The sequence below is a fragment of the Anaerobacillus alkalilacustris genome (assembly GCF_001866005.1).
GTDB classification, from domain to species: Bacteria; Bacillota; Bacilli; order Bacillales; family Anaerobacillaceae; genus Anaerobacillus; species Anaerobacillus alkalilacustris.
Genome location: NZ_MLQR01000001.1, coordinates 22454 through 34932, shown reverse-complemented (window position 1 = coordinate 34932; position 12479 = coordinate 22454). Strand labels below are relative to the sequence as shown.

Sequence of the window (12479 nt, the reverse complement as noted above, 5' to 3'; positions counted from 1 at the left end):
TCGCTCAAAGGGTTATCCCTAAATAGTTTATTTAGAAAGCCAATGATCTAAAATGGTAAATCATCATCTGAGATGTCAATTGGCTTGCCATCACTAGCAAATGGATCATCAGAAAATGACTGACTACGCCCTTGATTTTGATTCTGGTTATTATTCGGATATCCACCTTGATTCGGAGCACCATAATAGTCTCCACCACCTTGGTTTCCACCAGATCCAGAAGAACCACTCGCACCACCAGAACCTTTTGATTCTAAAAATTGAACAGTGTCTGCGACAACTTCCATAATGAAAACTTTCTTACCTTCGTTGTTTTCATAATTACGAGTTTGCAGTCGACCGTCAATTCCAGCTAAACTTCCCTTACGTAAATAGTTAGCAACATTTTCTGCTTGTTTGCGCCAAATTACTACGTTAATAAAGTCAGCCTCTCGATTGCCTTGTTGGTTTGAAAACGGTCGATTAACAGCAAGTGTAATACTTGCTACCGCGATTCCGTTTGGCGTATATCTGAGTTCCGGATCTCTTGTTAGACGGCCTACTAGAACGACACGATTAAGCATCAGAACCCCTCCCCATTTCCACTAGTTCTATTATTCTTCGTCTTTTGTAATAAGTACGCGAATTACATCTTCGTTAATTTTTGTTAAACGATCGAATTCTGCGATTGCTGTTGGCTCAGCAGTTACGTTTAGTAATACATAGAAGCCTTCACGGAAGTCTTCAATCTCATATGCTAAACGACGCTTACCCATTTCTTCCACCTTATCAAGAGTAGCACCATTATCAGTTAAAACGTTGTTGAAACGTTCGATAACTTCTTTCATTGCAGACTCTTCCAAGTTTGGACGAATAATGTACATGATTTCATATTTACGCATTTGTACGTCACCTCCTTTTGGTCTAACGGCCCCTCATATTTCCGAGGAGCAAGGGGCAAGTAATAACATTTCATAAAGTCATTTACTCGCATTTATCGATTATAGCAGAAACCCCACTACAAAACAAGCCTCTTCTCCATTAAACAAAATAGCATATTATTGTATTAGATTTCCCCTCTGTTTATTAAGAAGAAAAATTTTAATAACTTTTTTTCACCATCTAAACTCTATTCGAACTTAAACGTTAAATCTAAAGTGAATGACATCACCATCAGCTACGACATATTCTTTACCTTCAAGTCTAACTTTTCCTTTTTCCTTAGCAACTGCATGCGAACCCGCTTCAACTAAATCATCATAGGCTACCACTTCAGCTCGAATAAATCCACGTTCAAAGTCAGAATGAATAACTCCAGCAGCTTGTGGCGCTTTCGTTCCTTGACGGATTGTCCATGCACGAACTTCTTGAACACCAGCTGTAAAATAGGTTGATAAACCTAATAAGTGATACGCAGCTTTTATTAACTGATCTAAACCAGATTCCTTAATCCCCAACTCTTCAAGGAACATGGCTTTTTCATCAGCATCTAGTTCAGAAATTTCTTCTTCAATTTTTGCACAAACTACGATTACCTCAGCATTTTCACCAGCTGCAAAATCTCTAACTTTTTGAACTAATGGATTATCGTCTGCATCTAACAAACCGTCTTCGTTTACATTAGCTACATACAATACAGGCTTCATTGTTAACAAGTGCATGCCTTGTACAATTTTTTTCTGTTCATCAGTTAAATCAACACTTCGAGCTGGCTTTTCATTTTCAAATGCTTCTTTCAATAATATTAAAATATCGTACTCTGCCATTGCATCTTTATCTTTTTGCTTCATTAACTTTTCAACGCGACTAATACGCTTATCCACTGATTCTAAATCAGCCAGAATTAATTCAAGATTAATAACTTCAATGTCACGAATTGGATCAACACTTCCTGACACATGAGTAATATTTTCATCTTCAAAACAACGAACAACATGAGAGATTGCATCTACTTGACGAATGTGTGATAAAAATTTATTTCCGAGTCCTTCTCCCTTACTTGCTCCTTCTACAATCCCTGCTATATCCGTAAATTCAAATGCTGTCGGCACCACTTTCTTCGGTTGAACAAGTTCTGTTAACTTTGTTAATCGATGATCTGGTACCTCAACAATTCCAACGTTTGGATCAATTGTACAAAATGGATAGTTTGCCGATTCAATACCCGCTTGAGTTATTGCATTAAATAATGTAGATTTACCTACATTAGGTAAACCAACAATTCCAGTTGTTAAAGCCATCTTCTAGTACACTTCCTTTATAAAATTAATAAAAACTGTGCTGCAAAATTGACAATTTATTATTACCTCATCGAATACTTCTTAATTTTCACTTTTTCCTAAAATAAAAAGAATTTTCTCAACCTCACAATTATATTGATTACAAAGGGAAAAAACAAGCTTTGTTAAGCTTGTTTTCCCATAGTCGTCATTGTTTTCTAGATTATGATAAAATCAAGAAAAATTTTATCAATTAAGTTATCGAATCAACTTTTCTCAAACTTACCAAACAGTCATATTGAATACCGCCTAGTCCAATTTGTGATTGACCTGAATTTGTCAGAATATTAACCGTACCACCTAATGACTTCCATCTTCCTTCATCAATATTAATTGTATCTCTATGAGAATTTGGTGTTATTTTTACAAACCCTTCAATTTGTCCCCTGTCATTAAATACGATAACCTTTTCTCCATCTTTTAACACATGTTCATTAGCGATCACTTCAGATATTTCAACGACTACTTTCTCGTCATTAAGAAGATGAAAATGTTGAGAATGATTCGATCTCGAGGGATGTTTTGATACTAAATGGTAAGGGTGCTTTTCTTTTTCAACTTCTAATGGATATTGGAAAGTTAACCTACCGTCATAACCTTCCCTAGTACCCGTATTAGAGGTAAACTCATATTTTCCACTTGGTGTTTTAAAGCGAAAATCCTTCCATGGCACGTTCGGAATTGGTAGCTTTATAAATCCTTCTTTTTTTATTCGCTCTAAAGTAATCCCTTCTTTAACGAGAGATTTTAAACCGGTAGATAAAAACTCATCATTACTATAAGCAAAATCTTTACCGAAACCTAACCGATTAGCTAACTCTGTCCAAATCCAACGATCAGACTTTGATTCTCCTTTTGGTGAAACGAGCTTCGGTCCATAATTGACATAGCTATGATACATCGATGCATAATAAATATCCTCTTCTTCAAAGACAGTTGTACACGGTAAAACATAATCAGCAAACTCCGCTGTATCTGTCATATACTGATCAATGACCACAATTGTATCAATGGATAAAAAAGCTTTCTCTACTCGATTGGTGTCCGGTAATTGTGTCACCGGATTTCCTCTTGTAACAAAAGCCATACGAATTGGTACACCTTCATTAGACAAGATTTTCTCGGCTTGATTCATTCTTGTAAACGTTCGTTTTTCTATTTTTTTGTCAGCTAAAGTTAAAGCATCCAATGAAAAGGATTGCCCGACACTAAGGTTTGCATAATTAGCACCACCACCAGAAATCCCAATGTTTCCACTTACTGCTACTAATGCATCTATTAATCTAACTGTATGTCCACCATTTGCATATCTTTGTAAGCCTAAACCTAAATATGTTGATGTAGGGCCTTTAGAGTATTGTTTAGCTAGTAACGTAATCATATCCTTCTTCACTGATGTTTCTTCAACAATTTCATCTAAAGAATATTCGTCTAGTGTTTTCATAAGGTCGTTAAACCCATATGAATAATTTTCTATAAAGCTCCTATTTAGAACATTTAACCTTTGTAACTCTTTTATAATTCCAATTGCTAATAATCCATCCATGCCTGGACGTACCGAAATATACGTATTAGCAATTTGAGCTGTTTTATGGAATAACGGATCAATAACCGTTATATGAATTCCTCTTTTTTTTGCTTCTAACAAATGAGCAAACAGGTGAATATTTGTACTTGCTGCATTTCTTCCCCAAATAATCACATGTTTACTATTAAATAAATCTTCTGGAGCATGACTTTCGCAATTGCCAAAATCCCAAGTTTGCGCCTCGATCCCAGCTCCCCAGCATAAACTACCGACTACTTCGGTTAAACCACCAAAACAAGTAAAAAATCGTTGATCTAAATTTTTTAGTAGCCCATTGTTTGAGTAATCGTGACTATGAAGGACAGCTGTTGGCCCATAAGTTTCTTTGATGGAGTATAATTTTCCTGCTATTTCATCCAAGGCTTGTTGCCAAGAAATTTCTTTAAACTTACCCAACTCTTTTTTCAACGGTTTTGTTAGTCGCAAAGGAGAGTTCGTTCGTGCTTCTAACATCCTTCCTCTACTACAAATTTTCCCTTTTGTAATTGGATGGTCTTTATTTCCATCGACTTTAACAACAAGGTTATTTTCTACCGTAACACGAAAACTACATGCATCCCAACAATTAAGGGGACAGGCCGATATGTGTGTCTCCTTCAATGTAACCTCTCCCAACTAAATTATTTCTTAAAATACTATTATTCAGAATGCTTTTCTAAAATCTTTTTTAACTTCCTTGTAAACTCTTTTCTTGGTATTAATACACTGTGATCACAGCCTAAACACTTTATTCGAATATCCATCCCTAATCGAATAATTTTCCATCGATTTTCTCCACAAGGATGAGGCTTCTTCATCTCAACAACATCATTAAGCCCAAATTGTTTTTGATTCTCCATTTAACACCCTCACTCCATTCTTAACAAAATCTATCCTTTAAGCATTATAATCTATTCGTCATTATACAATACTATTTATATTTCTACATTACTATTTAGTAAAGGCAAATAGGAGAACACACTACGTGTTCTCCTATAATTAGGTAACATTGGAATATTTTTTTACAATTGGGTAAAGAAGAATCGCTGCTAATATATATAAATTTAATATTCCATAAAGTGGATATAACACTGCTATTAACGTAGAAAAACCAATCGTTGTTAAAGGAATCATTGTTAATAGGATCAAAAATGCAAGGGTCCATAGTGGAACTGAAACATATTTTCTAAACCTTGTTGTTAACCCGAAAACCCCAGATGCCGCTGTTGTATAGATAGCTACCCATAACAGAAAAGACATAACTAATACCATATAATATGGGTAGTGTTTCAAAATTGCAAATAAAGGAATTTCATAAAACATAATATCGTGCGCTACTTTTAATAGTGATTCATTATATAAAAAAGAAATTCCCCCTAGTACCACTCCACTACCTATACTTGCAATCCAAACTTCCCCCTTTGTTTTTATTTCCTTTCCTACCCCTGCCAAAACTGCGACTAAAGGTAATATATTCAATGCAGTAAATGTAAAGGCGGCTGGCCAATTTCTTTGTTCATATATATTAAAATTAATTGAGAAACCATCTAGCATTTGAAACGAAAATAAGATAACAATTAAAAATGTAATTAAGACCGGTATGATAAATGAGTTCATCGATGTAATTCCCTTTGTATCCCAAACAAATAAAAGTACTAACAAACCAGCAATAATAATAATTCCAACCCAATATGGAAAGTTTAATACTTCTAGTGTTGCCCCTCCTCCAGCAAGCATGATTACCGTGGTAGAAAATAAATATAAAATAATCATGTAATCATACAAACTAGTTAACTTCTTCCCCATGAGCAATTGTAATACAGGTATATAATGTATCGTCTTTTGGCTATAGCATATACTCATTATTACAGCACAGCATATACTAAATAAAATTGTAAATAGAATGATAGCCACTCCACTCTCGTTGCCAAAAAACTCCCACAGTTCTCTTCCGGAGGCATATCCTGCGCCAATCATTGTTCCTATTATTAAAAACATCCATTTTAGTCCAGCCTTAATCATTAAAACGCATCCTTTCAGCGGTTTATTTTATAAGTCATGTATAGAAAGGAGAAAAAATTCGTATAATGTATACTACTATAATAAGATGGGAGAGCATAGGATGATTACACGTAACTTCTTTAAAAAGAAGCAATTACCTTTTCGAGTTCATATCGATGAAAAAAATGCAGCCCATGACTTTGCTAATCAAATTCTAAACTTACTACCAAAACTATCAAACAGAGATCTTGTAATCGTATGTATTGGGACTGATAGATCAACTGGCGATTCACTAGGCCCTTTAATAGGTTCAAAGCTTATAGAAAATAAAACAACCTCCTTTTATATTTACGGTACATTAGACGACCCTGTTCACGCAGTTAATCTAGAAGAAAAAGTTGCTCAAATTTTCGAAAAGCATGATAACCCATTTGTGATCGGTATCGATGCTTGCCTAGGACGTTCGAGCAGTGTTGGAATTATGTCAATTGATGAAGGTCCAGTAAAACCTGGAGCTGCAGTTAATAAAAAACTACCACCAATTGGAGATATTCACATAACCGGTATTGTTAATGTTGCAGGATTTATGGAATATATGGTTCTTCAAAACACACGCCTACATTTTGTTATTAAATTAGCTAACAAAATTGCTGAGAGTATTGTCATTGCCGACCAACGATTAAATAAAGAAAGACAGCGTTCATTCTTAGATAAAGGGAAATCATCTTTGTTTACTAACAATTAGTAAACTACGATTCACCTCTACAGTTATTCTTTCATTAAATAAAACAAGAAAAGCGCAAGCGCCTTGGTCACAAGCGAAAGGCACTGGAAGGCCTTTGACAGAAGCCGCTCTTTGGCTTCCGAAAAGGACTGAAGTGACCGAGCTCGTAGGCGCTGAAGCTAGACAGTTTCCAAGTTAGAAATTTATAAATTCTGATACTGCAAGAAAAGCGCAAGCGCCTTGGTCACAAGCTGGAACTAGACATCCTTCAACTTCAAAAATTTTATACTTTCTTACCTTGCGATAAAAAAAGGACAACTCACTACATGTATATGTAGTGGTTGTCTTTTTTTATTCTTACTATCTTATATTCGTTTTAGAAACTGAAATATCTACCAGTAGTTATAGTATCTAGTAACCTATTAGGTTACTTAATATTTATTAATCAAACTGATTTGTACTTATGGATCATAGCCCCCACCTCTAAGCTAGAACGAGTTCTCTGAATTCATAGTTATCAAACAACGTACTATCGAAGTAAAACTATCTATTTTCAAAAAAAGTTTAAGATTGTTACAATAATTGCTACAACAATAATTGCCGGCAATAGATTTGCAACTCGTATTTTAGTTATTCCTAGAATATTTAACCCTATCGCTAAGATCATTACCCCACCAGTTGCAGTCATTTCTACAATAAACATGTCCATTAAATCTTGTGAAACCATGTGCACAATTTGAGTTGCTAAAACGGCAATTGTCCCTTGATAAACCATAACTGGAATCGCTGAAAACAACACTCCGATACCGAGTGTACTCGTAAATAATATGGCAGAAAAACCATCGAGCATCGATTTCGTATATAAAACAGCATGATCATTTCTTAACCCACTGTCTAGTGCACCTACAATCGCCATAGCACCAACCACATAAATTAAAGTTGCTGTAACAAAACCTTTCGCAAATGAACCTTCTTCTTTTGCTCCAGTTTTCATTTCCAACCATTTTCCTAAGCGATTTAATTTATCCTCAAGGTCCCACCGTTCTCCTAGAATCGCACCAATCGCTAAACTCCCTATCACAATTAAAAAGTTTTCACTCTTCAAACCCATTCCAACTCCAATTATGATGACAGCTAAAGCTATTGCTTGCATTACCGTTACTTTTACACGCTCAGGAATATTTCTAAGTTGTGTTCCAATTAAAGAACCAATAATAATAACCAAACCATTAACAACCGTTCCTAATAAAGCCATCTTCTTTCTCCTATCCGACTAAACCCTCTTTTATCTCTTTAATCATTTCTATCCAACTATCGATTTCTTCAACTGTATTGTAAAGACCAAAACTTGCTCGTAATGTCCCCCCAGCTAACGTACCTAACGTCTGATGTGCTAAAGGTGTACAATGTAGTCCTGCTCTTAATGCTACTTGATAGTGTTGATCAAAAATCATCGCTATCTCTTGAACATCGGTTCCATCTATGACAAATGGTATAACAGCAAGCCTCTCTTTATGACTATCCGGACCGAACACCGTTACCCCTTCTAACGTTTCTAATTTATCTAAAGCATATTTCGTTAAACGCGACTCATGCTTATAGATGTTTTCAAGTCCTACTTTATTAACTTCATCGATTCCCGCTGATAAACCTGCGATTGCCGGGGTATTCAGTGTACCACTTTCATACCGATATGGAGTTTCGTTAGGTTGATCTTCACTTTCAGATTGACTACCAGTACCACCATGAATAAGTGGTACTAATTCTATACCTTTTTTTACAATTAACCCCCCCGTCCCTTGTGGTCCTAGTAAACCTTTATGGCCTGGGAAGGCTAGCATATCAATATGCATTTTTTCCATATCTATCGGAATAACCCCGGCAGTTTGAGCTGCATCAACCAAAAATGTTATCCCCTTTTCAAAACAAACTAAGCCAATCATTTCAACGGGGAAAATAGCTCCAGTTAAATTAGAGCCGTGACTCGAAACGACTAACCTTGTTTCAGGAGTAATCTCTTTTAGTAATTGCTCTTTATCAATACCTCCGTTATGGTCACTTTCTAAATAAGTGATCGTAATACCAACTTCCCTTTTTAAAAACTCTAAAGGACGTCTTACTGAATTATGCTCATACGTTGTCGAAATTACGTGATCACCTTTTTTCAAACCTAAACCTTTAATAGCTTGATTTAATGCATGAGTAGTATTTTGACAAAAAATTACGTTATTCGGATCCCTTTCACCAAATAGATTTGCAACTTTCACTCTTGTTTCATAAATGATTGAAGCTGCTTTATTCGCCAACTGGTGCCCTCCTCTTCCTGGATTAGCACCATACTCATTTATTGCTTTTGCAACAGCAAGAGCTACTGAAGGCGGTTTTGGAAATGAAGAAGCTGCCTGATCAAAGTAAATGATTGTCACCTTTACCCCTCCTTTTTCATATTGTAAAACGTAGGCTTTGTACCTAAGTACCGTTTCAACTTCAAAAATTTTAACTTTCCTTTAAAATAAAGAGGTAGACCTAATCGGTCATACCTCTAAAATAGTTTTGTGAAATAAAACTTTAAGATAGCAATAAAAACTGTATTCCTACGTCTATTAAAAATGCGTATTATTCGTGACCTTCAATTAATGATAAAATCCTTTCCAAATCATCTTCGGAAAAAAATTGAATTTCGATCTTGCCTTTTTTCTTGTTTTTCTTAATAGTAACAGATGTACCGAAACGCTCTCTTAAAAATTCTTCTTTTTCTTTTATAAAAAATGAAGGCTCGTCTTTTTTTCGATTTGTTTCACGTGAAACATTTTCATTTAAGTTTTGAATCAGTTGTTCAAGTTGTCGAACATTTAGGCCTTCATCCAATACTTTCTTTAATAACAAGGGTAATTTTTCTTTATTTTTTAAACCTAATAGAGCTCGTCCGTGCCCCATCGAAAGCTGCCCTTCTTCTACTAAATTTTGAATCTCTACAGGTAACTGCAATAAGCGAAGATGATTAGCAACATGGGGACGACTTTTCCCAACTCTAGTTGCTAGTTGTTCTTGAGTTACATTTAAATGTTTCATTAATTTATCGTAAGCAACCGCTTCTTCTATTGGGTTTAAATCTTCCCTTTGAAGGTTTTCGATTAATGCAAATTCCATCATTTTATCTTCAGTTAATTCTTTGATAATTACTGGAATTTTTTCTAAACCAGCTTCTACAGCTGCACGATATCGACGTTCACCAACGACTATTTCATACCCTTTAATACTTTTTCTCACTAATAAAGGTTGCAGTATGCCGTGGTTAATAATAGAATCCTTCAACTCCGCAATTGACTCTTCAGAAAAAAACTTACGAGGTTGATATGGATTCGCTCTCAAATCGTTTAAGGGGATTTCTTTTACTTCTTCTTTTCTTTCATCTCCTGCTTCTGGAAAAAAGGCTTGGATTCCTTTTCCTAAACCACCTTTAGCCATTTACCATCACTTCCTTTGCCAAATCTATATATACTTCTGCACCTCTAGATTTCGGATCATAAGTGATAATTGGTTGTCCATGACTTGGCGCTTCACTTAAACGTACATTTCTTGGAATAATTGTTTGAAACACCTTTTCCCTGAAGTACTTCTTTACTTCATCAATAACTTGAATACCTAAATTCGTTCTAGCATCAAGCATTGTTAATAATACACCTTCAATTTCCAAGTTGGTATTTAAATGTTTTTGAACTAACCTAACCGTGTTTAATAATTGACTTAACCCTTCAAGTGCATAGTACTCACATTGAACTGGAATTAATACAGAACTTGCAGCTGTTAAAGAATTTATCGTAAGTAACCCTAAAGATGGTGGACAATCAATGATAATAAAATCATAATCTTGTTCAACGGACTCTAGCGCTCTTCTCAAACGTACTTCCCTTGATATAGTTGGAACTAGTTCGATTTCAGCGCCAGCTAACTGAATAGTTGATGGAATAATATGTAGTCCTTCTACTATTGTTTTAATGACCGCATCCTTTGGATTTATATCTTCGACTAAGATGTTATAAATACAATGTTCAACATCACCCTTATCAATGCCAATACCACTTGTTGTATTTCCTTGGGGATCAACGTCAATTAGAAGTACTCTTTTTCCTAAAGAAGCAAGGCAAGCACTTAAATTAACAGCAGTGGTTGTTTTACCAACTCCACCTTTTTGATTTGCAATAGCTATTACTTTCCCCATCTTTACACCTACCTCACATATCTTAATACCTACAAACATTCAACTATTAATGTTAATCAGAAAAGTTCGGCTTTTCATCAAGACCTAAACCCGATAATCGCCCTTTATCTTTAAATATGAAGAAACATCTTAAGGGAAGCTTAATTTGAGATTTTTTTAAGCAGAAGAATAGAGAAGACTTTTCTTCATTATCTCTTTTCAGCACAATCGCTTAGCACTAGGCGTAAGCCTATGCTTTCTTTTATACCGAAAAAACAAAGCTTAACTTTAATCAGTAGGATATTTTCTTCCTGATTGAAAGTTAAACTTATCCGACCAGTAAGGATTACACCCTAAATAATAATTTAATTTCTCTTTATTTTCACAGTGGTTTGCTAGTCCTTAAGAGTAGGATAAACCTAAAAAATCACAAATGAAATTGCACTGTTTTATTTTATCATGAAAATCTAAAAGTAAGTTATTTTTTTAGACAAAAAAAAATAAATATGAACAAAATACTATTTTTTCTATGCTTAGTTTTTCTAAATATCTTCAAGTTTGCGAAAGTACAATAAATATTTTAATAAACACACGCCCACAAAAAAATGACCCAAAAGAAAACAAACCTTCTTTCTCAGCTATTTAATGATAAAAAACATATCCTTAACAGTTTTTAGGATCAAGTAAATAACTTTAAAATGAAGCTCTACTTCAGTTGAGTCACCTTTTATTACTTTTTAGGTATTCTAATTGTAAATTGATAAAACTCTTCATGTTCTTCTTCATCTGTATCGATAGATAAACCACTTTTCACTACCATATCAACAGATTGACGAATCGTATTCATTGCCAATCGCATATCTCGCGAAAATGCTTTTCGTGTAGGTTTCTTCTTTTTTACAGGACCTTCTAATACTTTTTTGACAAGTTCCTCTGTTTGCTTAACATTTAAATTTTTATCAATTACTTCCTGTAATACCTTTTCTTGAACTTCTATAACCTTTAATGAGATAAGTGCTCTAGCATGTCGTTCTGTAATTGAACGAGTTAAAATCGCTTCTTGAACTTTTTCAGGCAGTTGTAATAATCGAAGTTTATTAGCAATCGTTGACTGACCTTTTCCAAGTCGTTGTGCTAAGCTTTCTTGTGTCAAACCATGTAATTCTAGTAATTTAGCGTACGCAACCGCTTCTTCAATTGCAGTTAATCCTTCACGCTGTAAGTTTTCTATTAAGGCAACAGAGGCAGTTTGTGAATCGTTAAATTCTTTCACAATAGCGGGAATATGTTCCCATCCTAATTTGGTAACTGCTCTCCAACGACGCTCGCCAGCTATAATCTCGAATTTACCATCTCTCTGACGAACAACAATCGGCTGAATAACACCATGAGTTCTTATTGTTTGCGCCAATTCATCAATACGTTCATCAATAAAAACAGTACGTGGTTGGAAACGATTCGGTACGATATCCTTAACTAGAATTTGTTTAACCTCTTCATTCTCACTAATCTCTTCAATTTTTTCTATCTTCTCTACTTGTTCAATCATTTCTTCGCTCTTTTCATTAAAACCGAACAGGCGCGAAAACGGCTTCATCTCGACACCACCTCTTGAAAGCTACCTATCTATGCATATTCTAGATTAGAGATAGGAATTCCTTCTTTTCCTTCTATATTACCATGATAAATAACAATTTAGTAGCGTAGTTAGACATTAATCATCATAGT

Annotated in this window: 12 protein-coding genes; 1 reads left to right on the top strand and 11 read right to left on the bottom strand. The window is 34.9% G+C overall.

Features of this window, described 5'->3' with window-relative positions; translation table 11 throughout:
• Positions 1-47: 47 nt before the first annotated feature.
• From ssb to BKP37_RS00130, 6 genes are all read right to left on the bottom strand, one after another.
• Entirely contained in the window at positions 48-563 is a 516-nt protein-coding gene (gene ssb, locus BKP37_RS00155; RefSeq protein ID WP_071307741.1) for a single-stranded DNA-binding protein, read from the bottom strand.
• Positions 564-593: 30 nt separating this feature from the next.
• The gene (gene rpsF / locus BKP37_RS00150) at positions 594-881 is read right to left on the bottom strand and encodes a 30S ribosomal protein S6 (protein ID WP_071307740.1); all 288 of its coding nucleotides are present in this window, start codon (positions 879-881) and stop codon (positions 594-596) included.
• Positions 882-1118: 237 nt separating this feature from the next.
• Positions 1119-2219 carry a redox-regulated ATPase YchF gene (gene ychF / locus BKP37_RS00145; protein WP_071307739.1) on the bottom strand — a complete coding sequence of 367 codons (1101 nt, stop codon included), beginning with the start codon at positions 2217-2219 and terminating at the stop codon, positions 1119-1121.
• Between the two features lie 232 nt (positions 2220-2451).
• Positions 2452-4446 (bottom strand): molybdopterin-dependent oxidoreductase, encoded by a 1995-nt coding sequence (locus BKP37_RS00140; RefSeq protein WP_071307738.1) that lies wholly within the window; start codon positions 4444-4446, stop codon positions 2452-2454.
• 38 nt (positions 4447-4484) lie between these two features.
• Positions 4485-4685, bottom strand: coding sequence for a DUF951 domain-containing protein (locus BKP37_RS00135; protein ID WP_071307737.1), 201 nt, complete (start codon positions 4683-4685; stop codon positions 4485-4487).
• A 139-nt stretch (positions 4686-4824) separates the two neighbouring features.
• Positions 4825-5847: a YkvI family membrane protein gene (locus BKP37_RS00130; protein WP_071307736.1), complete on the bottom strand. Its 1023-nt coding sequence runs from the start codon at positions 5845-5847 to the stop codon at positions 4825-4827.
• A gap of 100 nt (positions 5848-5947) precedes the next feature.
• On the opposite strand from BKP37_RS00130, the gene yyaC reads away from it, so the two are divergent.
• Positions 5948-6571, top strand: a complete 624-nt coding sequence (gene yyaC, locus BKP37_RS00125; RefSeq protein WP_071307735.1) for a spore protease YyaC — start codon at positions 5948-5950, stop codon at positions 6569-6571.
• Positions 6572-7103: 532 nt separating this feature from the next.
• Here the strand turns inward: yyaC and BKP37_RS00120 are convergent.
• The 5 genes from BKP37_RS00120 to noc form a co-directional block, all read right to left on the bottom strand.
• Positions 7104-7805 (bottom strand): DUF554 domain-containing protein, encoded by a 702-nt coding sequence (locus BKP37_RS00120; protein ID WP_071307734.1) that lies wholly within the window; start codon positions 7803-7805, stop codon positions 7104-7106.
• A 10-nt stretch (positions 7806-7815) separates the two neighbouring features.
• Positions 7816-8976: an aminotransferase class V-fold PLP-dependent enzyme gene (locus BKP37_RS00115; protein WP_071307733.1), complete on the bottom strand. Its 1161-nt coding sequence runs from the start codon at positions 8974-8976 to the stop codon at positions 7816-7818.
• Between the two features lie 190 nt (positions 8977-9166).
• A complete protein-coding gene (locus BKP37_RS00110; protein WP_071307732.1) occupies positions 9167-10018 on the bottom strand; it encodes a ParB/RepB/Spo0J family partition protein in 852 nt (283 codons plus the stop codon).
• Positions 10011-10772 carry a ParA family protein gene (locus BKP37_RS00105; protein WP_071307731.1) on the bottom strand — a complete coding sequence of 254 codons (762 nt, stop codon included), beginning with the start codon at positions 10770-10772 and terminating at the stop codon, positions 10011-10013. Before BKP37_RS00105 ends, BKP37_RS00110 begins: the two co-directional genes overlap by 8 nt.
• A 709-nt stretch (positions 10773-11481) precedes the next feature.
• Positions 11482-12348 carry a nucleoid occlusion protein gene (noc, locus tag BKP37_RS00100; protein ID WP_071307730.1) on the bottom strand — a complete coding sequence of 289 codons (867 nt, stop codon included), beginning with the start codon at positions 12346-12348 and terminating at the stop codon, positions 11482-11484.
• Positions 12349-12479: the final 131 nt, after the last annotated feature.

Excerpts from the sequence above, each read along its gene's own strand:
- noc (WP_071307730.1), bottom strand. The coding sequence starts at position 12,348 with ATGAAGCCGTTTTCGCGCCTGTTCGGTTTTAATGAAAAGAGCGAAGAA.
- BKP37_RS00135 (WP_071307737.1), bottom strand. The coding sequence starts at position 4,685 with ATGGAGAATCAAAAACAATTTGGGCTTAATGATGTTGTTGAGATGAAG.
- yyaC (WP_071307735.1), top strand. The coding sequence starts at position 5,948 with ATGATTACACGTAACTTCTTTAAAAAGAAGCAATTACCTTTTCGAGTT.
- rpsF (WP_071307740.1), bottom strand. The coding sequence starts at position 881 with ATGCGTAAATATGAAATCATGTACATTATTCGTCCAAACTTGGAAGAG.
- BKP37_RS00130 (WP_071307736.1), bottom strand. The coding sequence starts at position 5,847 with ATGATTAAGGCTGGACTAAAATGGATGTTTTTAATAATAGGAACAATG.
- BKP37_RS00110 (WP_071307732.1), bottom strand. The coding sequence starts at position 10,018 with ATGGCTAAAGGTGGTTTAGGAAAAGGAATCCAAGCCTTTTTTCCAGAA.
- BKP37_RS00105 (WP_071307731.1), bottom strand. The coding sequence starts at position 10,772 with ATGGGGAAAGTAATAGCTATTGCAAATCAAAAAGGTGGAGTTGGTAAA.
- ychF (WP_071307739.1), bottom strand. The coding sequence starts at position 2,219 with ATGGCTTTAACAACTGGAATTGTTGGTTTACCTAATGTAGGTAAATCT.
- ssb (WP_071307741.1), bottom strand. The coding sequence starts at position 563 with ATGCTTAATCGTGTCGTTCTAGTAGGCCGTCTAACAAGAGATCCGGAA.
- BKP37_RS00120 (WP_071307734.1), bottom strand. The coding sequence starts at position 7,805 with ATGGCTTTATTAGGAACGGTTGTTAATGGTTTGGTTATTATTATTGGT.